Origin of the sequence: Acinetobacter sp. GG2, from assembly GCF_000292385.1 — a bacterium.
GTDB lineage: Bacteria > Pseudomonadota > Gammaproteobacteria > Pseudomonadales > Moraxellaceae > Acinetobacter > Acinetobacter seifertii.
In genome coordinates this window covers 38,836-64,453 of the sequence record NZ_ALOW01000035.1, presented here as the reverse complement: position 1 = coordinate 64,453, position 25,618 = coordinate 38,836, and the positions used below count along the sequence as shown (strand labels likewise).

Sequence of the window (25,618 nt, the reverse complement as noted above, 5' to 3'; positions counted from 1 at the left end):
TAGATTACGGTTTAGAGAATAAGATTATGGCATGGCAAAATGTAGAAGTTGTTCACGTTGTCGCAATGGACAAAAATCACTGTATTGGTAAAGGCAATGCGTTGCCATGGCATATCTCTGCCGATTTAAAACACTTTAAAGAAATCACTCAGGGTGGTGTGGTCATCATGGGCCGTAAAACCCTTGAGTCTATGGGCCGTGCTCTACCGAACCGTGTGAACTGGGTAATTACCCGTGACATTAACTGGCACTTTGATGGTGTAAAAATTGCGTATTCAATTGAAGATGCTTTAAATGCAGCTTTAGAAGATGCCAAAAACACCGAAAAGCAGGCGCTTTTCATCATTGGTGGTGGTGAAATATTTAAGCAAACCTTGTCAATTGCAGACCGTCTTGAACTCACTCATGTTGACTTAGATGTCCAAGGTGATGCACATTATCCAACTATACCGAGTGAATTTCATAAAGTTGCGAGCGAGCAGCAAGTAGATGAAAAAACAGGAACTTCATTCGAATTTGCAACTTATAAAAAATAATTTTATGGCCGCCTATGCACAATATCGGAACACGTGAATTTATTATCGCCCTCCTCTTCGGCGCTTTACATGGTCTATTCACGTTGTTTATTGTGCTTTCTAGCATTTGGGTGTGTTTAGCACTTTGGGTGCAACAACCTTTTGGCTGGTTAGGCAGCCGCATTATTATTGGCATATGGATTGCCTTTGCTTTAAGTATGGCTGGCTTATATTTTAATGGCCATATCATTAGCCGTCGTACAGATATTTTGATCTATCTGTTAGCTTTTGCTTGTTCTTTGGTTTGGTATTTCTCGATTACAGCACGTCAAGACCGTGACTGGAATCCTGAAGTTGCCAATATGCTAAGTTACGAAAAACACGGCGATGTAATTACCTTGCATAATGTCCGTAACTTCAACTGGCACCCTGATGGCACTTATGATGTCCGGTGGGAAACCCGTACTTTTAACCTGAACAAGTTAAATGGCATAAATATTATTACCTCTTACTGGATGGGGCCACAAATTGCCCATACTCTGGTCAGTTTTGAGTTTAAAAATCAACAACCCTTAGTTTTTTCAATCGAAATTCGAAAAGAAAAGAACGAAGAGTTTTCGGCAGTGGGTGGTTTTTTTAGAAAATACGAACTGAGCTTAATTGCGTCCGATGAAAAAGATATTGTCTACACACGCAGTAACATTCGTAAAGAGCAAGTTTATAATTTCCCAATTAATATGCCCCGTTCTGAACAGAAAGCGCTATTTTTAGAATATCTTAAAAAGTCAGATGAGCTACGTGCTCAACCAAAATGGTATAATACGCTCACAAGTAATTGTACAACCTTGATTTTCGATATGGTTCAAGCGATTAATCCATATCAACTTCCTAAAGATTATCGTTTAATAGCCTCAGGTTATTTACCTAATTATTTATATGATCTTAAAGCCCTTAATCAAAATATTAGTTTAAAGCAGTGGTATCAAATCGCACATATCAATCCACGTACTGAACATTTTGAACAACTTTCAGATCAGAGTAGTGAACACTTCTCTCAAATCGTTCGACAAGGTTTACCTAAAGCAAAATGAAATAAGTAATGCACTTTTCTTTACTTTTTTATACATGCTTTACTTTGTAATCTAAATAGATAGACCCTATTGTAATAGGCAGGAAATAGAGGGAAACACAATGCAACAGGCATTATTTGGCGGCGGCTGCTTTTGGTGTGTCGAAGCCGTATTTTTACAGATCCGTGGTGTAGAAAAAGTAACTAGTGGTTACGCAGGTGGACATACTATCAACCCTACCTACGAGCAAGTATGTCAAGGCGATACTCAGCATGCTGAGGTTATCTTGGTTGATTTTGATGAAAAGCAAGTAACATATTCACAGTTACTCGATGTATTCTTTGCAACGCATGATCCAACGACTTTAAACCGCCAAGGTAATGATATTGGTACTCAGTACCGCTCTGTTATTTACTATTATAACGAAGAGCAAAAGCAGGCAGCGGAACACACGATTCAAACGCTAAAAGATGACGATCTTGATATTGTGACTGAGCTGTCTCCTGTGCCGACGTTCTATCCAGCCGAAGAATATCATCAGAATTACTATGCAAAGAACCCTTCACAAGGTTATTGCAACTTTGCGATTCCACCTAAGCTATTAAAGCTATATAGTAAATTCCAGCATCTGATGAAAGATCAATAAATCAGAATAATAAAAAAGCAACCAAATTGGTTGCTTTTTTATTGAGTCAACTAAATTTTAGTTTTCACTGACAAAGGCAATATCGCTCAGTCCGGCTTCACTGGCGCGAGACATTACCTGAGCCACAGTATCGTACTTCGACTCTTTATCAGCACGAAGTTGAACCGTAGGTTTAACCTCACCTTGACCTGCTTCTTGGAAACGTTTTTGAAGCTCATCAAGGCTAATTACTTGAGTATCCCAAGCCACTTCACCATTTGCATTAATACTAATCGTAATCGCTTTTGGTGGTGGATCAATAATTTCAGCAGTTGTTTTAGGCAGTGTTAATGGAATCGATGGGTTGGCAACTGTTGCTGTGACCAAAAAGATGATCATTAACACCAACATAATGTCGATTAGCGGAATGAGGTTCATCTCATTTATGCCACTATCGTGGTCTTCACCCAATTGAAAAGCCATTAAGCTTGACCTCCAACATAACTTTGTTCTGCAGTTTTAACATCAGACTTTACAGTTGAGTCTTGCTGCAACATGGTATCAATTAACAAACTGTGTGCTTGATCTTGTAAATCATGAGCAAGACCACGATTAGCACGTACACAAATGTTATAAGCCAATACTGCAGGAATCGCAACTGCAAGACCAAGACCAGTCATAATAAGCGCTTCACCTACTGGTGTAGCTACTTGAGCCAATCCTGCTTGTCCGCTCTTACCTACAGCAACCAACGCGTGGAAAATACCCCATACTGTACCAAACAAACCAACGAATGGTGCAATTGAAGCAATTGTTCCTAAAACAGAAATACCTTTTTCAGCATTGACTTTTTCAGCAGAAATTTGGCGCAATAATGCTTGCTCTGCAACTGCTTTACGCTGTTCAAAACTTAAAGGTTGTAACTTTGCTTTTAGCGAAGTAATAGCCTTAGAAAGTTGGGCATAAGCTTGTTGTTTTAGTTGGCGAGTCCCCATCAAACGTAAGATGAAAACTGTCCAAGTAGCAATCGACATTGCCAATAAAATGAAATACAGGGTTTTGCTCACTGCATCTGCATGTTGCCAATAGATTGAAAAGTTCATATTCGAACTCCTGATTAAGGTTAGCCGTTGGGACTCAAATTCGTTTAAGGGGTTAAATCAAAGGGTTGCTCTGCTTTAATTGGATAAGCAACACCATTTTCCATATAAGGTTTAAATTTTGCAGCTCGTACAGCGCGGACTACTTTTTCATCTAGACTTGAAATACCGCTGCTTCGGGTCACACGCACGTTGATGATTTTGCCTTTTTCGTCAGCTTCAATTTGTACAACAACTGAGCGTGCTTCACCTTGTAAATCTTTTGGTGAAACAGTCAAACGTGGTGAGCGGCTCCACTGTACACCTGAACCACCAATTGAAACGCGTTTTGGTGACGGATCTGGTGCAGGTTGAGCTTTAGGCGTTTCTTGTACCACTGGTTTTGGCTTCTCAACGACTTTTTCAGTAACAGTTGTCGCTGGAGCGGCTATTTTGGGTTCAACTTTTGGTTCTGTCTTTACTGTTTGTTTAGGAGTTTCAGCCTTTTTCACCTGCTGGATTTTTTCCACTGGTTTAGGTGGAGTCACAGGTTTCTCAACAACTTTAACTTCTTTTACCTCTTTCTTAGGTTCCGGCTTTTTAGGCGGCTCCTTTGGTTTAGGAGGTAGTGGTTTCGGTTGCTCTTGAATTTTTACAAAGCGGACTTGTAAAGGTTTCTTATCAATTGGCTTTAGTTCAGCAGGCTTAATGTGGCTAACTGCCCATAAGACCCCGATATGACCAATTGCAACCGCAATTAGGGCCGTGATGACTTTCTTTTTCATCGGATTAGGAGAGTTTAAGGCTGCGGAAGATTGACTCATAAGAATCTAATTACCTAATGGATGATGATCTCGACCTTTAATTAAGAGAAACGATTTCAAACATCGGATAGAACAATAAAGTGCCACAATAATAAATGAGAAGTGTTTTCATTTGCAACTACTTTTTCGCGAAAAACACTACCCAGTATTGTGCTATCTAACCTCATAAAGTGATATCACCTTACTTTTCTCTTGTATAAACAGCACGCTAAAAACTTTGAGTTCATTTCTTATTTATCAAACTGTGCTCAACATAAGCGTTGATTAAACAATTAAATATTAAGGCTAAGCAATCGAACATCAAACTTATGTTACGTTATAACATTTTAAATTTATTTTAGCCATAAAAAAAGCATGCCGAAGAGCATGCTTTTAAAAATATGAGGTAATTAGAAAACAACCGTCTTATTACCATCTACAATGATACGGTCTTCTAAGTGCCATTTAACAGCACGAGCTAATACATTACGCTCTACATCTTCACCAAGCTCACGCAACTGCTCAACATTATAATCGTGGCTTACACGTTCAACGTCTTGCTCAATAATCGGACCTTGGTCTAGGTCAGCAGTCACATAGTGAGCTGTCGCACCAATCAACTTCACACCTTTTTCATAGGCTTGCTTATATGGGTTTGCACCAACAAAAGCAGGTAAGAATGAATGGTGAATATTGATGATTTTCATTTCCCATTTTGCAACAAAATCTTCGCTTAAAATCTGCATGTAACGTGCAAGAACTAATAAATCATTACCTTGCATCATTTCATCAATTTGAGCATAAGCTTCAGCTTTATTGTCTTTAGTTACTTTAATTACAGTAAATGGAATACCGAAGTTTTCAACAGATTCACGCAAGTCTTCATGGTTAGAAATCACATGCGTAATTTCACAAGGTAACGACCCACGTGCATGACGCCACAATAACTCAAGTAAAGCATGGTCGACTTTAGAAACTAAAATACCAACTTTTTTAATTTCGTTTACGAATGCAAGACGCCATTGCATGCCATAACGCTCAGCAACGTTGACAGCAAATGTTTGAATTAATGCATCTTTACGCGACTGTAAATGATCAAGTTCAAATTCAACACGCATGAAATAACGCCCGCCTTGAGCTTCCGTCGCATACTGATCAAGCGCGGTAATGTTTGCACCTTGATGGTACAAAAAGCTCGATACAGCCTGTACGATCCCAGGCTTGTCTTCACAAGTAATCAGTAAACGGGCTGTATTGGCAGTGGTCATATTCATTTTGTTAATATCACTTAATTGAGACAAATTTTTGATAAGCCGAGTATTCTAGCGCTCTAAATAAACAAGCACAACTATTCATCTTTTAAGGATGACAAGCTTGCGAAAAGATCAGAAGGCCCAAGTGATTCGAGCAGTTGTTCATAAGTGGCACGGCTTTCACCCATTAAATAAGGGCCCTCTAAGAAAACCATCTGACGTAATGCCTGCCAAACCCATTTCTCTTCAAGATGATTGTTGTCACTAATATGTCCAGACATATATAAAAAATTAGTCCAGTTCGTTAAAACAATCCAAAGGTTAATAATGAGTGCTTCAATTTCAGAAGCCGTCATTTTCATAAGACCTGCGTCGACAAAGGCTTGATAAATTTTTTGCCCTTGTTGCATGACTTGGCCTGCAAATCTCGGATAGATCTTTTTAAAGTCTTCATTGCTTTCAACTAAGTGATAAACATCACGATGAATAAAACGATAATTCCAGAGTTGACCACTTAACACTTGAAAGTAGTTAATTTTATCAGTAGTGGTTAAAGGTCTGTCTTCAGGTAAAGAGAGCATTTCTAAAGTCTCTACCTGATACTGATACATTAATTCCTTAATGATTTCATGCTTATTTCGAAAGTGGTAATACAAGTTTCCAGGACTAATCCCCAACTCTGCAGCAATATGATTGGTTGTGACAGACCGTTCGCCACGCTCATTAAAAAGCTGCAAACTGATTTGTAAAATCCGGTCTTTTGTCTTCAGAGCTTTAGGTAGAGACATTTCAATAACCTTCGTTAATTCATATGGTTAAGACGTGAATACAGAAATCAACTTGACTCTTTAGAGTATTTACTCTAAAAACTAAGTATATCAGTATATTTGGTAAGTACCGATGAACAGTCAAACAAAAACAAATCCAGAGACTCAGGTTCCTTATGATGTTAAGCATTTACATGATTTGCTTGAGCAGCAAAAGATTGCCTACTTACGTCATCCGGTACCCACTGCTAAAGAACGTATTGATCGTTTAGCTCGTCTTAAAAGAGTTTTGGTAAAATATCAAGATCAGATTGCCGAAGCAATTAACCTTGATTATGGTAATCGTGCCATTATGGAAACCAAAATTGGTGAATTGCTTACTTGTCTTGAACAAATCAAGTATTACAGTAAGCACTTAACCGGTTGGATGAAACCATCAAAACGCCATATCAGTGTATTACATCAGCCAGCAAAAGGTTGGGTACAATATCAACCAATGGGTATTATTGGCATTATTACACCTTGGAACTACCCATTACTCTTATCAGTTGGGCCACTCATCTGTGCTCTCGTGGCTGGTAACCATGCCATGATCAAAATTTCGAGTGCTTCTCCAAACTTTGGACAAGTTCTTGAAAGTGCATTAGCGGAAGCATTCCCACAAGAGTTGGTCGCTGTTGTAAATGGTGGCGGTATAATTTCCGATGCATTTAGCCATTTGCCTTTCGATAAAATGATTTTCACAGGCTCGACTTCGGTTGGTAAAACCGTCATGGCAGCCGCAGCTCAAAACCTTGTGCCAGTTATTCTTGAGTTAGGCGGTAAATCCCCTGCTCTTGTCCATGCTTCCGTAGAGATGAAAGATGTCGCACAACGTATTGCTGTAGGTAAATTGTGGAACGCTGGTCAGACTTGTGTTGCACCAGATCATATTTTCTTACCACGCGGGAAAACTGCCGAGTTCATTGAAAACTTTAAATTGATTGTCGCAGGAATGTACCCTCATTTCCGCAACAACCAAGACTATACTTCTATTATTAATGATAAACAGTATAACCGTATTCAAGGATATCTCGAAAATGCTCGTGATCAGGGTGCCCGTATTATTGAAATTAATCCGCAAAATGAAATTTTAGATGATGTCCGCAAAATTCCACCGACTCTAGTAACTGGTGTAACGACTGCAATGGATATTATGCAAAATGAAATTTTTGGTCCTGTTCTACCAATTTTAGAATATGACCAAATAGAAGAAGTCATTGAGTTTATTAATAGTCGTCCGCGTCCTTTAGCAATGTATTATTTTGACTATGATCAGGCACGCGCCGATTATATCTCTCAGCATACTCATTCAGGACATTTCGGAATTAACATGGTCATTACCCATGTTGCTCAAGATGACTTGCCATTTGGCGGAATTGGGGCATCAGGTATGGGCAAATATCACGGACCAGAAGGCTTTTTCGGGCTTTCACATGAACGTTCGGTAATGTCGAATCCAAAACTTTATAGCCTGAAATACATTCTTCCACCGTTCAATAAACCAATTCATCGCTTCATTTCGAAAACCTTGTTGCGTTAACTGATCAAGGCATGATCTGTTACACTAGATCATGCCTCGTTTTTACCAATTTCGCTTGTCTTTTAATCGTATTTTTGGTATAAAACGCCCCTTGAATGAATTCATCCGTTTACATTTAGTATGACTGGCCACAGATTTGCTGTTGGCTAAATCAATGGAGTTACACCATGTCTAAGGTTTGCCAAGTTACCGGCAAGCGTCCAGTCGTTGGTAACAACGTCTCACACGCCAACAACAAAACCAAGCGCCGGTTCGAGCCGAACCTGCACCACCACCGTTTCTGGTTAGAAAGCGAAAAACGTTTTGTACGTCTTCGTTTAACCACTAAAGGTATGCGTATTATTGACAAATTGGGTATCGAAAAGGTTGTTGCAGACCTTCGTGCTCAAGGTCAAAAGATCTAAGGAGTCTGAGCAATGCGTGATAAGATTCGTCTCGTTTCTTCAGCTGGTACAGGTTATTTCTATACCACGACTAAAAACAAACGTACTATGCCGGAAAAAATGGAAATCAAAAAATTTGATCCAAAAATCCGTCAACACGTGATTTTCAAAGAAGCTAAAATCAAATAATTTTAGCGTCGAAAAAAACGACTTCTTAAAGAAGTCGTTTTTTTTTGCATTTTTTTTATACCCACCTTTTTGTTAAACTTTCTACATATTCCGCCTTGGCATTTTTTATGCTTGTCTTTAGCCTAACTCACGTAAAAGGAGTTTTTAGTGCCGCATGACGTAGATTTAATTATTTTACTTGCTGTTGGTTTCGGCGTTGCCCTCTTTTTTGGCTATATTGCCGCCCGACTACGACTTCCCCCTCTTATCGGCTATTTAATTGCCGGAATTATTATTAGTCCCAACACTCCCGGTATAGAAGCAGACATTCATCTAGCAAACCAACTTGCTGAGCTTGGTGTAATGTTTCTGATGTTTGGCGTTGGGATGCATTTTTCATTAAATGATCTTTTACAAGTTCGACGTATTGCCTTACCAGGTGCAATTTTACAGATAGCCGTTGCTACCTTACTTGGTGTTGGCGTTTCAATGCTATGGGGCTGGAGCTTTGGCTCTGCACTGGTTTTTGGCTTAAGCTTATCGTGTGCGAGTACCGTTGTATTATTAAAAGCTTTAGGAGACCGTGGTCTTTTAGACTCTGTAAACGGCAAAATTGCGGTAGGTTGGCTGTTAGTTGAAGATTTGGTAATGGTACTTGTTTTAGTACTTCTTCCAGCTACAGCGGTTTTACTTGGTGGAAAAGCACCAGCAGGCGCAGAAGGAAATATCTGGCTAACACTGGGAATCACTCTATTAAAAGTGATTGGCTTTATTGCGTTTATGCTTATTGTGGGTAAGCGTGTTGTTCCTATCATTATGCAGTTTGTTGCGCGCTTAGGTTCAAGAGAGCTATTTACCCTGACTGTCGTAGCAGCAGCTGTTTCGATTGCCTATGGCTCTTATGCCATCTTTGGGGTTTCAATGGCGCTAGGGGCGTTCTTTGCAGGTATGGTGGTAAAAGAATCAGACTTTAGCCACCGTGCAGAAGAAGAAACCCTTCCTCTACGTGAAATTTTCTCGATTTTATTCTTCGTTTCGGTCGGAATGTTGTTTGACCCACATATCCTTATCGAGCGTCCACTGCATATTTTGGCAGTTATCGCGATTATTATGGTGGGTAAAACTCTTGCTGCAATGGCCTTGGTTTTATTCTTCCGTTATCCAATCAATACTGCTTTGACCGTCGGGGCCAGCCTTGCACAAATTGGTGAGTTTTCATTTATTTTGGCAACACTTGGTGTGTCTTTAGGTCTATTAACGCTAGAAGCTCAAAACCTGATTTTAGCAGGTGCTTTGTTCTCTATTACGCTTAACTCTTTTGTTTTCTCGGCAGTTGAACCTGTACAACGCTGGATTCGTGAACGCTCTCATTTAGCACGACTTCTTGAGCGCAGTGGTGACCCACTCGCAATGTTGCCAGATGAAGTTGATCAAGCTTATCTGCGTGATCAAGTGGTGATTGTAGGGTATGGTGGTGTTGGACGACGTATTACTGAAAATTTAATTAATCAGAATATTAAAGTCGTGATTGCAGAAGAAAATCGTGAAATTGTAGAAAAGCTACGTCAAGCAAATATTGCTGCCGTAAGTGGTGTCGCAACTGAACCTGGAGTTTTAATTCAGGCGCATATCATGCATGCACGACTATTGGTGATTTCCCCTATGGATATTTTAGATATTCACCGAATTGTGGATATTGCCAAACAATTAAACCCTCAAATTCAGGTTTTAATTTGCGCAGAAAGTAAAGAAGAAGCAGCAGTCATTCGAGATGAAAATATTGGTGAAGTATTCTATGCAAAAGAAGAAATGGCAAAGAATATGAGCCACCATATTTTAAATCAAATCGAACTGGCGCATCAGTCAACACATCATTAACGTATACAAAAAAGCGTACTCTAGAGTACGCTTTTTTTAACTTAGAAATTTAGGCTGCTCATCTACAACCTCAGCCTGCCATTCATTGACCTGCTTTTCGAGCAGTCCAAATAAAGCAGCCTGAATCATATGCTGTGCAACTACAGGCGTTTGCTCGCCTAAAATCTCTTTTAGTTCATCACTAAACTGAATTTTAACCAAGGGCTCTTTTTCAGAACCAGCATTACGCAAGGCAAGCTCACCACCTTCGAGTTGGACTAACTCCAACACTGCTTCTTGATTGCCAAATAACTCTTTCAATTGCTGTATAGACATATACTTCCTCCATGTTTCAACATGGTGGCAAAGCACCCTTGCACTTTGCATCTCTCGTCTTATTTATATAGGCGCACTAGGATTAAATTTCAAGCGCTTAAACAGTTTAATTTTAGAACTCGACCATTTCGTTACGAAAACCATCAATTAAATGACTTAATTCTCTATGCCATTCACGCAAGATTTTCACATCGGGCAACCATGACTGAGGTCCCTGAGTCACTTTAATGATCAAATTAGAAGATGTTTCTTCTTCCGGCGTTGGCTCAGTTGGTTCCGGTGCATATTGGCACATACGGTAAGCGTGCTTTAACTCTGCAACAAAGCCATCTTTGGCTAATTGCTGCAAAACAGAAACCTCAGGAGAAACCTGACCTTTTGCAGCCATGAGTTCTTCAATCGATTTTAATGTCGGCTGCGAGTCATTTAAACGGTAGTAACGCACCAGTTCTTGCAGAAAAGCCAGCATTGCACCATGCAAATGAAATACAGCTGTTTCACGATACGCTTGTACCTGCTGTACATGATCAGTTTGCTCTGCTTGTTGACACGCTAAGCGCGCAAAATAGAGTTTTTGATTGGTACGATCGGCATGATAACGAGCAACACGTGACATAACTAAACTTTCCTGTTCTAAAGATTGCCATCAATATGGCTATTCTTAGCTTAACGACTCCATTGATAAAATCAACGTTATTTATGGAAAATCCAAAGCGAGTTGATAAATTTTTCGTTATTACTCATCACCATCATTGATTAAAAAATTCAGATTCTCAACAATTAATAGATCTTTAAGAGGCAACTCTGTAGGCACCCATGAACGGACTTTCAGTGTCTTTACACCTTGGGCTATACGGGTTCCATTTGGAGCAACCACAGAAAGAGCTAAAAATTGTTGCATAAAAACATTACTCTTCAGCGGCTTTAACGCGAATTCCGTAACCTTTTACTTTAAGTGTATTTAAGCCTTTAATGGCTTTGATTGCTTCACGTGGGTTCGGCATTTCGACAAAGCCAAAACCTTTTGATTTACCTGTCTCTTTATCGGTTACAACAACACAAGAATCAACTTTACCATAAGCCTTAAACAGCTCTAAAACTTCGGCTTCAGTCACTAAACGATCTAAATTACGAACTAATATTTTCATCTTCTAACCTTGACTGGCCTTCAAAATAAGGGCCAATATACATTTGAGTATTCACAGTGTCTTATACAGTAGTTTAGTCGAGATCGATACCAAAACCTAAGTTTACTGTTCGTGAAGTGTTCCATTGTTTTTTGGCAAATGGCTGTGGAACTTGACGATGAATTTTTGCCTGAACTAAATGCGCGGGTAGATCATTTAGGAAATAACTTTCGATTTTACGACCTTGTTCATCATACGTGTCTTGTGACCATGTATTCAGGTTTTGCTTCGTCAGAATCAATTCATTTTCCGCACGTGTTAATGCAACGTATAACACACGGCGTTCTTCTTCGACATCATCAAAATCCCCCTGTGCGCGTGCATATGGAAACTGATTTGGCGAGACATGCGGTACATAACATACCTTTTGCTCTGCACCTTTAGCCGAATGAATTGTAATTAAAGTCACTAAATCATCATCGCCCGCTTTTTCAATTTCAGAAACTGAAATCGGCTCAAGCACATATTCTTCAAGAAATTCACCCAGCGATGCATGCTTACGCGCAAGTTGTTTAACCAAATCAAAATCTTTAGCGCGACGTGACCAGTCTTTCGTTTTATAGTTTTGCTCTAACTGTTCACTTAGGGCATCGAGTGCCAAACCAATACTTGCTTCAACATGCTGCTGTAACACATCAAGCTGTTTCAAAATTAAAATAGCCTGTAAAGGGACTTTTCCATGACGCTCCAAACGCTGACAACGCTCTTCAACCTCACTAATGCCCATTAACTCTTGTGCTAACTTACTGGCACCAACATCACCAATACCATCCCATAAGGTTAAAAAGCGCATCCAAGCCAAGTCATCCTGCGGGTTACTCACAATACGCAATAGACTGAGTACATCCTTTACATGTGCGGATTCCAGTAACTTTACGCCACCAATAAAACGATAAGGAATTTCAGCAGCAATAAATGCCCCTTCCAAATAGCGAGCACTGTAGCCAGAACGAACTAAGACCATATGGTCGTACCAATTTGCGCCCTGCTGATGTCGCTCTATTAAGTCTTGTGCGATCCAATTAGCTTCTTCAAATTCATTACCAAATAAGTGGAGCTGTGGCTTTTGCCCTTTGCCACGATATGCCTGTAGCTGTTTTTCATAATCGATTGGGCTATGAGCTAATAACCAGTTTGATAAATCCAATATTTCTTGAGTCGAGCGGTAATTTAAATCTAAGGTATGAATAACGGCATCAGGAATCCGCTCTTTAAAAGAATGAATATTTTCAAAGTCGGCACCGCGGAAACCATAAATGGACTGAGCATCGTCACCCACACAAAACAATTTCACCTTGCCAATGAGTGGCTGCAAAAGTGCCCACTGTAAAGGGTTGGTATCTTGCATTTCATCGACCAGCAAAGCCTGACAAAAACCTGCAACCCAATCTGTGAGTGCTTCGGAATTTTGCAAATGAACAGCGACAATCGATAAAATATCGTCATAGTCTAAAAAATTGCGCTCTCTTTTACGTTGCTCATAGGTTTTCATTAGCTCCGCAATTTGCGCCTTGTACTCATATGCTTCAGGTAATTGCTTGAGTAATGCCTCTGAAAGCTTAGATTGCGTATTTCGGGCATAAGAATACAAATCACACAGCTCTGCTGCTTTAGGCAAAACGTTATCTTTGTCTTTACCTCTCAATAAGCGAAACATAAGTAACTGATCATCTCGATCAATAATGCTAAATTGGGTTAAACCAAAAGCTTGTGGATTACGACGCAACAAGTACATGCAAAAGGTATGAAAAGTTGATGCACGAAGACCTTTGGCTTGTGCCCCAACATGCTGTTCAACCCTTGCAACAATTTCACTCGCGGCACGGCGCGTGAACGTTAAAATCTGGATTTGATTTGCAGGTAATCCCTGATCAATTAAATAAGCTGCGCGAGCAACAATGGTTTTAGTCTTGCCACAGCCTGCTCCAGCCAAAACCAGACAGTTTTGAGCCGTAGTCGTTGCTGCCTTTTTTTGCTGAGCATTTAATTCATTAATTAACTTTGCAAGACTCATAACACACATCGCTAAAACACCAAGGCCTAGTTTAACAGACCCATGCCAAGAGATGGACCTTAGCTCACTAAAAACAAAAAAGGACACCTTAAGTGCCCTTTTGTTCGTTATTTAATTTAAGAAACTGTTTTTGAGCTAGCAGGCAAATGCTTAATTGCAGAAGCGAGTCCTAAAAAGTTAATGCCCTGAAATAAAATATCTACTGCCAAAAACATTCCCAACACCCAAAACGGTGAGTCCTTAGAAACTAAAATTAAAATACCTGTAGCAAGGGTTAATAATCCTGAAAATAATGTCCATCCCCACCCTGCAATTGGTCTTAATAAAAATGCGTTTATGGTGCGAATGACCCCAGCAATAATCAGTGCAATCGATAACAGGCTAGTTAAAACTACAGCTGTAGTCACAGGTGTAGAAAATGCGTAATAGCCAGCCATTAAATACAGCACCCCAAAAAGTGCCCATAGCCATCGGCTACCACCCTTAAATACACTTAAGGCAGCAATCAAATGTAGAACACCGCCTATCATCATTAAAATACCAAATAGAAAAACAACCGAAAATGTTGCAAATGGTAGTGAACTAAATAAGACTAAACCGAAAATAATGAGCACAAAGCCTAATATTAGATACCATTTACGATCAGCATGTAGCTGATTACGAACTAAATCATTACCTACAGTTTTCATCATGGCTACTCTTATTATCAGGTATTAGGAAGTTTATATATTGTCATTATAGTGATTTACTTCACATTTATTGTCTGTATAAGATCTGCATCGTTTATTAACAATTGATGTGGATAAAACAGTATTTATCCACAATCTTATTTCAACCAACCAATTTCTTGAGCTGTCGGCAAACCTATTACAGTTTCTTGTAAATCTCTCGGCATTTTATTGGTCTGCTCAGACAATGGAGTTTTACCCCCCATGATTTCTGCTTGCTTTTGTGGGTAAAGAGGTACTTTTTCAGGTTCTGCATAACCTAATGGATAGATCGGCTGGCCTGTTTTTAAATCATATTTATCTTTTGCCCCAAAGCCATGCAATAGCTCATGAACAAGAACGACCTGATTTTCTGATGCCTGCTCACGTGCAGCAAACAAATTGACGCTACCAATACGACCTTTTTCTAAAGCAGTCGAATGCACTAAAACCTTTTGATAAGTTGGATCATAATAATTTAAATAAAGTTTAAGTGACGCTCCGCTATCTTCAGGCTGTTTTTGTCGCCATGCATAAAAACGAAACTTCAAGCTCCACCAGATTACATTCAAAATATTGGCATTTTGAGGGACTACAGGTGGCCTCTGCTGTAGTTGTTGCCCTAAACGAATCTCAAAGTTGCTGGACTGTCCACGATAATGCTGTGACCATTCACTTAAATAGCCTTTGAGCGTTTGGAAATCAGCGTTTTGTAACTGATGAATATAAGCTTGCGTGGTTTGTAGGCCATCAGCATTTACTGGGTGCAATACCACAACAATAGGCTGATTCCAGTCTTGATTCTGATCTCGCCATGCCTGAACCACAACGATTAATAAAATAATCAATAGGCATAAAATCCGAATGTTTTTCCACATTCTTTTTCCCCATAAAAATTAAATTTTCTTTTATTGTTGTTGATATAAAAAATGCTAGCTGAGCTAGCATTTTTTAACTGTCTTATTTAGCCTTCAATCCATTTACCGTCTTGGTAAATTAGGCTCCATTTAGTTTGTTTACCTTCTGGTGTTTCAGATCCCACATATTGTGATTGGTTCTTACGACTAAACTTCACAATAGTCGGATTACCTTCAGGGTCTACATCTGGAGCTTGTAAAATAAACTGGTATTTTGGATCAAGTTGGTCAGCAACACTACGAAGCTCAGCAACTTTTGGTGCACGTGTTTCACGAATTTTCGGGAACTTACTTGCAGCCAAGAATAGACCAGCAGCACCATCACGTAACACGAAATAGTCATCATGCTTCGTTGAGCGCAAATGCTCCATCTTGATTGGTTCTACACGCGGAGGTGCAGGTTGACCACTCTTCAAGACTTTACGGGTATTGTCACAACTGGTACAAGCGAAATATGGGCCAAAGCGACCAGTTTTAAGCTGCATTTCGCCGTCACATTTATCACATGGAATAGTTGGGCCATCATAACCCTTAATCTTGAACTCGCCTTCTTCAAGCTCATAACCATCACAATCTGGATTGTTACCACAGACATGAAGCTTGCGACCACCATCAATCACATAGCTATCCATTGCTGTACCGCATTTTGGACAGCGATGCTTTGACATCAAGTCAGCCGTTTCAGCTCCATCATCATCAGATAACGCAGCTAAAGACTCAACTGGTGTTAAGTTCAAAGTGCCTTTACAGCGTTCTTTAGGCGGCAAGTTATAACCAGAACAGCCTAAAAATACACCAGTTGTACCTGTACGAATCTGCATTGGACGCGAACATTCAGGACAATGTACTGCTGGTACTTCAACTGGCTGGTTACGACGCATGCCTTGCTCGCCTTGAGCATTGGTCAAACGCTTTTTAAAATCACCATAGAAAGTATCGAGTAACTCTTTCCAGTTACGCTCACCTGTAGCAACTTTGTCGAGCTGTCCTTCAAGGTCTGCTGTAAACGCATAGTTCATCAGGTTATTAAAACTTTCATCAAGACGATCTGTCACGATCTCGCCCATCTTCTCTGCAAAAAGACGACGATTTTCTAATTTGACATAACCACGTTCTTGAATAGTAGAAATAATCGCCGCATAAGTCGATGGACGACCAATACTACGTTTTTCAAGTTCTTTTACTAAAGATGCCTCAGTAAAACGTGCAGGCGGCTTAGTAAAGTGCTGACTTGGGTCTAACTTCTCTAATTTTAAGATTTCACCGACTTTAATAGCTGGCAAAATAATATCGTCATCGGACTTGTTGGCACCACGAACTCGCGTAAAACCATCAAATACAAGCGTACGACCTTTTGCTTTTAACTCAACATTGCCTGCCTCAACCGTTAAAGTTGAAGACAAATATTCTGCTGGTGTCATTTGACAAGCAACAAACTGACGCCAAATCAAGTCATATAAGCGCTGAGCATCACGCTCTACACCCGCAAGTTGATCACCTGTAAGTGAAACATTTGACGGACGAATTGCTTCGTGGGCTTCTTGAGCACCCGCTTTGTTACCATAGCGGTTTGGCTTTGCTGGTAAGTATTTTTCACCAAACTGGCTTTCAATATGAGCACGTACCATATTTACAGCGTCATCACTCAAAAACGTTGAGTCCGTACGCATATAGGTAATAAAACCAGCTTCATACAAACGCTGCGCAAGCATCATAGTTTTCTTTACAGAGAAACCTAAGCGTGTACTTGCCGCCTGTTGTAAAGTCGACGTGATATATGGTGCACTCGGATTCACCTTAGTCGGCTTATCTTCACGCTGTGCAACTTTATATTCAGCGCCTTTTAAAACTTCTAATAAAGCATCAGTTTCAGCTTTATTTTTCAGTTTCAGCGTTTTACCTGCTTGTCTAACTGCTTCAAGACGGATGTCATCTTTTTTGGCTTGGGTATCTGCAAAAACTTGCCAATATTCTTCTGGAATAAAAGCACGAATTTCACGTTCACGTTCCACAACAAGCTTTACAGCAACTGACTGTACGCGACCTGCCGATAAACCACGGGCAATCTTTTCCCAAAGTAATGGCGAAACCATGAAACCCACTACGCGGTCTAAGAAACGACGTGCTTGCTGTGCATTCACACGGTTTAAGTCTAGGCGCGTTGGTTGTTTAAATGCTTCTTGAATGGCATTTTTAGTAATTTCGTTAAATACCACACGGTGATAACGACTATCGTCACCACCAATCACTTCGCGTAGGTGCCAAGCGATTGCTTCCCCTTCTCTATCCAAGTCCGTTGCGAGGTAGATTGCATCTGCATCTTTAGCAAGTTTCTTGAGTTCAGCAACAACATTTTCTTTGCCAGGTAGAACCTCGTAGTGTGCTTTCCAGTCATGTTCCGGATCGACACCCATACGATTAATCAGCGCAGATTGGGCTTTTTGTTCTTTTTCAGCTTCAGTGAGTTTTGTCCGGGCAGCCGGCTTTTTCTCTGTTGATTTGCTGCCGCCTGTTGGCAAGTCACGTACGTGACCCACAGAAGACTTAACAATGTACTGCGAACCTAAATATTTGTTGATGGTTTTCGCTTTGGCAGGCGACTCCACAATCACTAAGGCACGTTTATGTGCAGCAGAGGCAGTAGATGCTGTGCTTTGAGATGCAGAGCGCGAGGTATTCGCCATATAAAATGTTATTCCTATACCAATAAATTTAAAAATCAGGCTTCAGCCAAGGCCAACAGATAAGCCTTCATCTCATCTAATTGCGTGGCTTTTAGGTCCGATTCCTCATCCCAATAAAGGCCTACACAGTTTGCCTGCATATCAATAGCATAAATCCCTTTTAATGCAATGGGAGAATCATTAAATTTCTCATCGCCCTGCACTACTTTTAATTTTCCGTCTATAACACGAGCACGCATGAGCGTTAAACGAGCATCGGGGATTAATACACTATAATAAGCAACCATGCTGGCACGCTTTTCAGTTGCCATCGGGACATGTGTCCATTCAGGTGCGGCAATTATGCGTGGATGTAGTCCCATTTTACGGGCTTTGTCTCGCATAATACCGAGTGCCTTTTCACGCGGACTCACTCTTAAACCAAAAATGGAGCCTAGCACGAAAAGAACAATGATAACGGTAACCCAAATTCCCATATTGTCCATAGCAAAACCTATTAATCTCTTTTATTAGAGTTGCATAAGCTGACCAGAAAACGCAAGTTACATCATAAAAATAATGTCCCATTAACCTGTGAGGTTAAAAACTACAACATTTTCTCGTAGATATTCTTAGCAATCTAGGCAGAATATTTAGGCAGACTTTTCAGTTTCAAGAGTGGATAACTTACCGAACCGATCTAGATGGGCATCTCCCCATGTTTTTAAAGCAAGTAAAATCTGCTCAAGACCTTGTCCTAAATCTGTCAGGCTATATTCCACTTTAGGAGGAACTTGAGGATAAACCTCGCGATGAATAATGCCATCTTGTTCTAACTCACGAAGCTGATTGGTGAGCATTCTTTGCGTAATGCTTGGAACTCGTTTACGAATTTCATTGAATCGCAAGGTTCCTTCATTTAGTAAATGCCAAAGAATGACACATTTCCACTTACCATCAATCAAACTGATTGCGGCTTCAACTGAACAACCCGGTGAGCAGTCAAAACTTGAATGTCGAGCTTTTGCCATTTTACAGTATCCTTTTTGACACTATGAGCGTTATTTGTCTGTAGTCACTATTTTTAAGCTTACGTTATGATCAAACTCTCAACAAGAGGAATCACAATTATGAAAGCTGTCGCATATCAAAAAGCAGGACCTATTACATCACCAGAGGCACTCGTAGATATTGAACTCGACACTCCCGTTGCAGAAGGCCATGATCTGCTTGTTCTCGTACAGGCAATTTCAGTCAATCCAGTTGATACCAAAATACGTAAAAATGTAAGTGCTGAATCTGGTTGGAAAGTGCTTGGCTGGGACGCTGTAGGTGTGGTTGAAGCGACTGGAGATAAAGTCACTCAATTTAAAGTAGGTGATGTAGTCTGGTATGCAGGCGCTTTAAATCGCCAAGGCAGTAATAGTGAGTTGCAATTGGTTGATGAACGTATTGTTGGTCATAAACCAAAAACTTTAGAAGCAACTGAGGCTGCAGCTCTGCCTTTAACAGCAATCACGGCTTGGGAAATGCTATTTGATCGTTTGCAAGTTCCAAAGACTGCACCAGAAAACACAACAATATTAGTGATTGGCGGGGCTGGTGGTGTAGGCTCTATTACCATTCAGCTTCTTAAACAGTTAACTAATCTTACGATTATTGCGACAGCTTCACGCCCTGAAACGAAAGAATGGGTAAAACAACTCGGTGCTGACTATGTATTAGATCATCGAGAGTCTTTAGCGCCACAAATCAAGCAATTAGGCTTAAATGCACCTTCGTATGTGTTCTCGACCACTCAAACAGATCAACATTTATCAGATATTGTAGAGTTGATTGCACCACAAGGACACTTTGGACTCATTGATGACCCTGAGCAGTTAGATATTAAATCGTTTAAATCGAAGTCTGTATCGGTGCATTGGGAGTTTATGTTTACGCGTTCAATGTTTCAAACTGAAGATATGCAAAAACAAAGTGAACTATTAAATGAAGTCAGCAAGCTAGTTGAGGAAGGGAAAATCAAAACAACTGTGACTGAAGTTTTAAGCCCTATTAATGCTGAAAATTTAAAACAGATTCATCAACAAATTGAGAGTGGTAAGACAAAAGGGAAAATTGTTTTACACGGTTTTTAACTAAAATTAAAAATATCCTCTAGTTAAAAAGGCAAGTATTGAACTTGCCTTTTTATTAATAGTGAGGAGGTTTATTGGTTAATGGGTCAAAAGGCGCAATACCTTCTGATAAATCTGAAGATTCCACACGTAGGTAAAGTAATTGCATTTGTTTTTTCAAATCAGCTATTTCCTGAGTTTGAATAGCGAGTTGTTGATTTAATTGTTCAACTAAATCATCCAAAAATGTAATTCGCACTTGCAAATCTTCAATGGGTGCGGAAAATGACGCTTGATCATCATGATATGGTGGTTTAGTCATTTAAATCCTCATTTGAGATTCTGGAAAACATTATGGCCTATATTACCCTAAGGGATGTCCAACTTGCTTTTGGCGGACCTGCCCTGCTCGATGGCGCGAACTTTAATCTAGAACGTGGCGAACGAGTCTGTTTAATTGGGCGTAATGGTGAAGGTAAGTCTACTTTACTTAAACTCATCAAGGGAAGCTTATTACCCGATTCTGGTGAAGTTTCTATTCAAAATGGTCTAACGGTTTCGATGTTAGCCCAAGACGTTCCAATGGATTCTGGCAAAGTTGCTGACATTGTGGCAGATGGCGCAGGAGAAGCTGCTGAAGTACTCAGAGCTTACCATGAAGCAACCGATGCTTGTATGCTAGGAGACATGGAAGCTTGCGACCGTATGGGTAACCTTCAGCACAAGCTAGACCAACTAGACGGTTGGGCGCTTGAAAACAAGGTGAATGCCCTATTAAGTAAAATGGGACTCGACCCAAACGCAGATTTGGCAGACTTATCTGGTGGACGTAAACGTCGTGTTTTACTTGCTCGTGCTCTTTTAACGCAGCCAGACGTACTCCTTCTAGACGAACCGACTAACCATTTAGATGTTGAAAGTATTGAGTGGCTAGAAAAATTCTTACTCGATCAAAATAATTTAACGCTTCTATTTATTTCGCATGACCGCTCTTTTGTAGATAGCATTGCAACTCGAATTGTTGAACTTGATCGCGGCATTTTACGTGGCTATGAAGGCAATTATTCTCGCTATTTGGAGCTTAAAGCTCAGCAAATGGAAGCAGAAGAGAAACAAAATGCTTTATTTGATAAAAAGTTAGCTGAAGAAGAAGCTTGGATTCGTCAAGGCATTAAAGCACGTCGTACACGTAACGAAGGTCGTGTTCGTGCTTTGAAAGCTTTACGTGAAGAATCTAAAGCACGTCGCTCACAACAAGGTAAAGTGAGCATGGCTACTCAAGAAGCAAATCGCTCAGGTAAATTAGTATTTGATATTGAGCACTTGAGCGTATCTTATGATGACAAGCCACTTATCAAAGATTTCTCGACCCTTGTCATGCGTGGTGACCGTATTGGCCTCGTAGGTGATAACGGCGTTGGCAAAACGACTTTAATTAAAGCGATTTTAGGTGAAATCGAGCACGGTGGTTCTGTTAAGACAGGTACACAGTTAGAAGTTGCTTATTTTGATCAATTACGTAATGCCTTAGACCTTGAAAAAACAGTCATGGCAAACGTTTCAGAAGGCTCTGACTTTGTTGATGTAAACGGCAACCGTCGTCATATCTACAGTTATTTACAAGATTTCTTGTTCTCACCTGAACGTGCACGTACACCAGTAAAAGCCCTTTCTGGTGGTGAACGTAACCGTATTTTGCTTGCTAAATTATTACTTAAACCATCGAACCTGATTGTGATGGACGAACCAACCAATGACTTGGATATGGTGACTCTTGAGCTACTTGAAGAGATGCTGTCTGATTACAAAGGCACGCTATTACTTATTTCGCATGACCGTGCATTTATGGACAACGTCGTAACATCGACTTGGGTATTTGATGGCAAAGGTAATATTGCAGAATACATCGGTGGCTACCAAGACTATTTGCAGCAACGTCCAGATGACAAAGTAGTAGATCAGAAATCTGACGTTAAAAAAGCTCAAGCAAAAGCTGAAGCTGAAAAAGCTGCTGCTCAAAGTAACATTAAAAAGGTCAAACTGAGCTATAAAGACCAACGTGAACTTGAGCAACTTCCTGCTGAAATCGAGAAATTGGAAGTTGAACAAGCCGAGCTTTCTGACAAACTTGCAGATGGTTCGTGGTTTGTGTCTGATGCAGATGCTGCGACTCAAGCAAGCCAACGCCTCGCAGAAATTGAAGAATTACTGCTTGAAAAATTAGAGCGTTGGGATGAACTTGAGCAAATGAGTAAAGGAAATTAATTTACGCTCTTCCATACAGTTTAAATAACAAAAAAGCCTCCTGAAATTAAGGGGGCTTTTTTCAGAGTATATAAATATTTAAGACCCAAACTCTACAAACACACGTGATGAAAGATTAAGTTTAGTCAGCCTTAATATTTTAAAATATCACTCTGATTGAATATAAGACTTATAAAAATAATTATGATATACCTACCAGTATAATAATATTTAAGGATATTTCCGTGCTAGATCTCTCTCAAATTTTGGCATTCGGACTCATTTGCTTGGCGATGGTACTCACCCCGGGTCCAAACATGATTTATCTTATCTCTCGTTCCATTAGTCAGGGCAAACTCGCAGGTTTTATTTCCCTAGGTGGCGTTGCGGTTGGTTTTGTATTTTATATGCTCTGCGCTTCTTTCGGAATCACAGCGCTTGTGGTCGCAGTTCCCTATGCCTATGACACGATTCGTATTGTCGGTGCCATATATTTACTCTGGCTTGCATGGAAAGCCTTACGTCCAAATGCTGCGCCTATTTTCAGTGTAAAAGACTTATCTATCGATTCACCATTAAAATTATTTTTAATGGGCTTTTTGACAAATTTACTGAATCCAAAAATTGCAATTATGTATTTGTCTTTATTGCCACAGTTTATTCACCCACAACAAGGCAGTATTTTAGCGCAGTCCATTCAACTCGGGACCATACAAATTTTTGTAAGTGTTTCAGTCAATGCACTGATTGTATTTTCTGCAGGTAGCATTGCGCTCTTTCTACAGCAAAAACCGTTTTGGGCAAGTATTCAACGCTGGATTATGGGGACTGTCTTAGCTGGACTCGCTGTTCGTATTCTTCTAGAACATCGCCGATAACCTACTTTATTTTTCTTTACCAGCTCTAAACCTTCAATTTACTCCTGTGTATTACGACGATAAATTCAGTTCGTGATACACTTTTGGCAGTTTTAACTTTTAGATTTTTTATATCGTTATGAGCCAAAAGCAGCCTTATACGCCCGGTGAGTTTCAGTGGTCCTTTTTATTACCTAAATATTGGGGTGTATGGATTGCGATTACTTTCCTCATGCTTTTGGCTATTTTACCGTGGGCGATTCAATGGCGTTTGGCTCACGGGTTAGCAAATATCGCTTGGAAATATTTAAAATCTCGCCGCAAAACCACTATTCGCAATTTAGAAGTTTGCTTTCCCGAGTGGTCATCTGAAAAAGTACAGCAACAAGCAAAACAAGTTTTTGTAGATATGATGCTTGGTATTTTTGAGACCTTAAACGCTTGGTATAAACCTTACTGGTTTAAAAACCGTGTCACGATTGAAGGCTTAGAGCACATTACCAATGCTCAAGCTCAGGGCAAAGGCGTTTTATTACTGGGAACTCACAGTACTTTGCTTGATGCTGGTGGTTATGTGTGTGCTCAATATTTTGAGCCAGATGTTGTGTATCGTCCTCAAAATAATCCCCTTCTCGACATGCTGATTTATCGCTGTCGAGCAACGATTTACAAAGCTCAAATCGATCATGATGATATGCGGGGCTTAATTCGCCACCTTAAAGATGGTGATGCCATTTGGTATAGTCCCGACCAAGATTTCGGACTCAAGCAAGGTGTTATGGCACCGTTTTTTGGAGTGCCAGCTGCTACAGTCACAGCCCACCGTCGTTTATTAAAAATCTCCAAAGCGGTTGCTGTCCCTTTATATTTTTATCGTCATGGCGATGTACAGAACCCTAAATATCATATCTTGATTGAACCTGCGGTCGACAATATGCCAAGTGAAGATGAAGTCGATGATGCAACCCGTGTGAATAAGATTATTGAGAATCAGCTTCGTATCGCACCAACTCAATATATGTGGTTTCATCGTCGATTTAAGACACGTCCTGAGGGATATGAAGAGATCTACTAAGATAAAACTGTAATGATTTTAAAGTGGTAGTAAGCACAGCCTCAATTTAAAGTGAAACTCAAATACTTTCGAATAGGCAGACCTTACTTTTTAGGGATAAAAAGTAAGCAAAAATCCTTTGTTCCGCTGATGTTACTTCCATGTAACACAGCGAAACAGCGACATCCATGTCGCTAACACGATAGTAAATTCCGGATAATGATTTAGTTTGAAATGATGTATCTGTAGATGATCCATCTTTTATGAATGTATAAGGCAAAAAACAATGAAAGTGATGCAACTTCTCCCTGAACTCAATAGCGGTGGCGTAGAACGCGGCACACTGGAAATTGCACGTGCACTGGTTGCACAAGGCCACCAATCTTTGGTTGTATCAAATGGCGGACGATTAGTGTCTCAACTTGAAGCTGAGGGTTCTAAACATTTAACGCTACCAATTCATAAAAAATCTTTATCGAGTTTATGGCAAATTCGCCCTTTACGTCGACTTATTGAAGAGCATCAACCCGATATTGTTCATGTACGCTCACGTGTGCCAGCTTGGCTTACCCATTTTGCCTTAAAAGGAATACCAGCACATAAGCGCCCTCACCTCATCAGCACAGTACATGGTTTCTATTCAGTTAATCGTTATAGTGCAATTATGACTCAGGCCGAGAAAGTGATTGCCGTTTCTGACAGCGTAGTTAAATACATTACTGACCATTATAAAAATTGTCCACCACAAGATATTGTCCGGATTTATCGAGGGATTGATCCAGCTGCTTTCCCGCATAACTATCAACCTTCAGCACAGTGGTTTAATCAGGTTTTTAATGACTTTCCTGAACTCGAAAATAAATTTTTACTATGCTTGCCTGGTCGTATTACCCGCTTAAAGGGACATGAGAGCTTAATTGAGTTAATGCAACAACTTCAGGCACAATATCCTCAACTACATGCTGTGGTTGTAGGTGGTGCTGATGCTAAAAAACAGGCTTATTTAAGTGAGTTGCAAAGCACCATTCAAAACAAAGGTCTCGCAGATAAGATCACCTTTGTAGGACATCGCTCAGATATACGCGAATGGCTCGCTTTTAGCGACATCGTGCTCTCTCTATCCAATCAAGCAGAAACATTCGGTAGAACAGCATTAGAAGCGCTGTCAGTCGGTACGCCGGTGATTGGTTGGAACCGTGGAGGTGTTGCCGAGATTTTATCTAATGTATATCCACAAGGTCTTGTTGAAGCCGAAAATGAAAAAGCCTTAGTAGAAACAGTAAAGCATCATATTGAACAACCTCAAACAGTCGCTCCTGTGACCATGTTCAGTTTAAAAGATATGTGCGATCAGACCCTTGAGCTATATCAAAGTGTATTGAAATAACATAATAAAAAACCCGCGATCATCGCGGGTTTT

At 40.1% G+C, this 25,618-nt stretch carries 27 protein-coding genes and 1 pseudogene; 12 read left to right on the top strand and 16 right to left on the bottom strand.

Annotation, left to right across the window (positions count from 1 at the left end):
- Positions 1–26: 26 nt before the first annotated feature.
- The 3 genes from B554_RS0110780 (at position 27) to msrA (ending at position 2,231) form a co-directional block, all read left to right on the top strand.
- Entirely contained in the window at positions 27–536 is a 510-nt protein-coding gene (locus B554_RS0110780) for a dihydrofolate reductase (RefSeq protein ID WP_019458053.1), read from the top strand.
- A 14-nt stretch (positions 537–550) separates the two neighbouring features.
- On the top strand, positions 551–1,606 hold the full coding sequence (locus B554_RS0110775) for a DUF4105 domain-containing protein (protein WP_019458052.1): 1,056 nt from the start codon (positions 551–553) through the stop codon (positions 1,604–1,606).
- Between the two features lie 100 nt (positions 1,607–1,706).
- Positions 1,707–2,231, top strand: coding sequence for a peptide-methionine (S)-S-oxide reductase MsrA (msrA, locus tag B554_RS0110770; RefSeq protein WP_019458051.1), 525 nt, complete (start codon positions 1,707–1,709; stop codon positions 2,229–2,231).
- Positions 2,232–2,288: 57 nt separating this feature from the next.
- Here msrA and B554_RS0110765 read toward each other — a convergent pair whose 3' ends face one another.
- From B554_RS0110765 to B554_RS0110745, 5 genes are all read right to left on the bottom strand, one after another.
- On the bottom strand, positions 2,289–2,693 hold the full coding sequence (locus tag B554_RS0110765; protein WP_004698850.1) for an ExbD/TolR family protein: 405 nt from the start codon (positions 2,691–2,693) through the stop codon (positions 2,289–2,291).
- On the bottom strand, positions 2,693–3,313 hold the full coding sequence (locus B554_RS0110760; protein WP_019458050.1) for a MotA/TolQ/ExbB proton channel family protein: 621 nt from the start codon (positions 3,311–3,313) through the stop codon (positions 2,693–2,695). Before B554_RS0110760 ends, B554_RS0110765 begins: the two co-directional genes overlap by 1 nt.
- Before the next feature lie 44 nt (positions 3,314–3,357).
- The gene (locus B554_RS0110755; protein ID WP_019458049.1) at positions 3,358–4,113 is read right to left on the bottom strand and encodes an energy transducer TonB; all 756 of its coding nucleotides are present in this window, start codon (positions 4,111–4,113) and stop codon (positions 3,358–3,360) included.
- Between the two features lie 389 nt (positions 4,114–4,502).
- On the bottom strand, positions 4,503–5,366 hold the full coding sequence (purU, locus tag B554_RS0110750; RefSeq protein ID WP_004698860.1) for a formyltetrahydrofolate deformylase: 864 nt from the start codon (positions 5,364–5,366) through the stop codon (positions 4,503–4,505).
- Between the two features lie 74 nt (positions 5,367–5,440).
- Positions 5,441–6,133 (bottom strand): TetR/AcrR family transcriptional regulator, encoded by a 693-nt coding sequence (locus tag B554_RS0110745; RefSeq protein WP_019458048.1) that lies wholly within the window; start codon positions 6,131–6,133, stop codon positions 5,441–5,443.
- A 112-nt stretch (positions 6,134–6,245) separates the two neighbouring features.
- Here B554_RS0110745 and B554_RS0110740 point away from each other — a divergent pair, with 112 nt between their 5' ends.
- From B554_RS0110740 to B554_RS0110725, 4 genes are all read left to right on the top strand, one after another.
- Entirely contained in the window at positions 6,246–7,694 is a 1,449-nt protein-coding gene (locus B554_RS0110740) for a coniferyl aldehyde dehydrogenase (protein WP_019458047.1), read from the top strand.
- Positions 7,695–7,861: 167 nt separating this feature from the next.
- Positions 7,862–8,098 carry a 50S ribosomal protein L28 gene (gene rpmB / locus B554_RS0110735; protein ID WP_000048256.1) on the top strand — a complete coding sequence of 79 codons (237 nt, stop codon included), beginning with the start codon at positions 7,862–7,864 and terminating at the stop codon, positions 8,096–8,098.
- 12 nt (positions 8,099–8,110) lie between these two features.
- Complete coding sequence (gene rpmG, locus B554_RS0110730) at positions 8,111–8,266, top strand: 50S ribosomal protein L33 (RefSeq protein WP_001205031.1); 156 nt, start codon at positions 8,111–8,113, stop codon at positions 8,264–8,266.
- A gap of 147 nt (positions 8,267–8,413) precedes the next feature.
- Positions 8,414–10,123: a cation:proton antiporter gene (locus tag B554_RS0110725; protein ID WP_004698868.1), complete on the top strand. Its 1,710-nt coding sequence runs from the start codon at positions 8,414–8,416 to the stop codon at positions 10,121–10,123.
- 36 nt (positions 10,124–10,159) lie between these two features.
- On the opposite strand, the gene B554_RS0110720 is transcribed toward B554_RS0110725, so the two are convergent.
- The 10 genes and pseudogenes from B554_RS0110720 to B554_RS0110675 form a co-directional block, all read right to left on the bottom strand.
- Positions 10,160–10,438: a hypothetical protein gene (locus B554_RS0110720; RefSeq protein WP_004698869.1), complete on the bottom strand. Its 279-nt coding sequence runs from the start codon at positions 10,436–10,438 to the stop codon at positions 10,160–10,162.
- Positions 10,439–10,550: 112 nt separating this feature from the next.
- The gene (locus B554_RS0110715) at positions 10,551–11,054 is read right to left on the bottom strand and encodes a DUF6586 family protein (RefSeq protein WP_019458046.1); all 504 of its coding nucleotides are present in this window, start codon (positions 11,052–11,054) and stop codon (positions 10,551–10,553) included.
- Positions 11,055–11,177: 123 nt separating this feature from the next.
- Positions 11,178–11,339, bottom strand: a pseudogene (locus tag B554_RS0110710) (ASCH domain-containing protein); the annotation flags it as partial.
- Positions 11,340–11,346: 7 nt separating this feature from the next.
- A complete protein-coding gene (locus B554_RS0110705; RefSeq protein WP_019458044.1) occupies positions 11,347–11,586 on the bottom strand; it encodes an RNA recognition motif domain-containing protein in 240 nt (79 codons plus the stop codon).
- Positions 11,587–11,659: 73 nt separating this feature from the next.
- Entirely contained in the window at positions 11,660–13,639 is a 1,980-nt protein-coding gene (locus B554_RS0110700; RefSeq protein WP_025465190.1) for an ATP-dependent helicase, read from the bottom strand.
- Positions 13,640–13,755: 116 nt separating this feature from the next.
- Complete coding sequence (locus tag B554_RS0110695) at positions 13,756–14,328, bottom strand: HdeD family acid-resistance protein (protein WP_019458042.1); 573 nt, start codon at positions 14,326–14,328, stop codon at positions 13,756–13,758.
- Between the two features lie 137 nt (positions 14,329–14,465).
- Positions 14,466–15,224, bottom strand: coding sequence for a hypothetical protein (locus B554_RS0110690; RefSeq protein ID WP_019458041.1), 759 nt, complete (start codon positions 15,222–15,224; stop codon positions 14,466–14,468).
- An 86-nt stretch (positions 15,225–15,310) separates the two neighbouring features.
- Complete coding sequence (gene topA / locus B554_RS0110685) at positions 15,311–17,947, bottom strand: type I DNA topoisomerase (protein ID WP_019458040.1); 2,637 nt, start codon at positions 17,945–17,947, stop codon at positions 15,311–15,313.
- 35 nt (positions 17,948–17,982) lie between these two features.
- Positions 17,983–18,432, bottom strand: a complete 450-nt coding sequence (locus tag B554_RS0110680; RefSeq protein WP_004698883.1) for a hypothetical protein — start codon at positions 18,430–18,432, stop codon at positions 17,983–17,985.
- 147 nt (positions 18,433–18,579) lie between these two features.
- Complete coding sequence (locus B554_RS0110675; RefSeq protein WP_004698884.1) at positions 18,580–18,957, bottom strand: winged helix-turn-helix transcriptional regulator; 378 nt, start codon at positions 18,955–18,957, stop codon at positions 18,580–18,582.
- Positions 18,958–19,056: 99 nt separating this feature from the next.
- Here B554_RS0110675 and B554_RS0110670 point away from each other — a divergent pair, with 99 nt between their 5' ends.
- Positions 19,057–20,064, top strand: a complete 1,008-nt coding sequence (locus B554_RS0110670) for a zinc-binding alcohol dehydrogenase family protein (protein ID WP_019458039.1) — start codon at positions 19,057–19,059, stop codon at positions 20,062–20,064.
- 55 nt (positions 20,065–20,119) lie between these two features.
- On the opposite strand, the gene B554_RS0110665 is transcribed toward B554_RS0110670, so the two are convergent.
- Positions 20,120–20,365, bottom strand: a complete 246-nt coding sequence (locus tag B554_RS0110665; RefSeq protein WP_004698888.1) for a SlyX family protein — start codon at positions 20,363–20,365, stop codon at positions 20,120–20,122.
- A 32-nt stretch (positions 20,366–20,397) separates the two neighbouring features.
- Between B554_RS0110665 and B554_RS0110660 the strand changes: the two genes are divergently transcribed.
- The 4 genes from B554_RS0110660 to B554_RS0110645 all read left to right on the top strand — a co-directional run bounded on the left by B554_RS0110660 (position 20,398) and on the right by B554_RS0110645 (position 25,585).
- A complete protein-coding gene (locus B554_RS0110660) occupies positions 20,398–22,308 on the top strand; it encodes an ATP-binding cassette domain-containing protein (protein WP_019458038.1) in 1,911 nt (636 codons plus the stop codon).
- Positions 22,309–22,532: 224 nt separating this feature from the next.
- On the top strand, positions 22,533–23,165 hold the full coding sequence (locus B554_RS0110655; RefSeq protein WP_019458037.1) for a LysE family translocator: 633 nt from the start codon (positions 22,533–22,535) through the stop codon (positions 23,163–23,165).
- A 118-nt stretch (positions 23,166–23,283) separates the two neighbouring features.
- Entirely contained in the window at positions 23,284–24,219 is a 936-nt protein-coding gene (gene lpxL / locus B554_RS0110650; protein ID WP_019458036.1) for an LpxL/LpxP family Kdo(2)-lipid IV(A) lauroyl/palmitoleoyl acyltransferase, read from the top strand.
- Between the two features lie 265 nt (positions 24,220–24,484).
- Positions 24,485–25,585 (top strand): glycosyltransferase family 4 protein, encoded by a 1,101-nt coding sequence (locus B554_RS0110645; protein ID WP_019458035.1) that lies wholly within the window; start codon positions 24,485–24,487, stop codon positions 25,583–25,585.
- Positions 25,586–25,618: the final 33 nt, after the last annotated feature.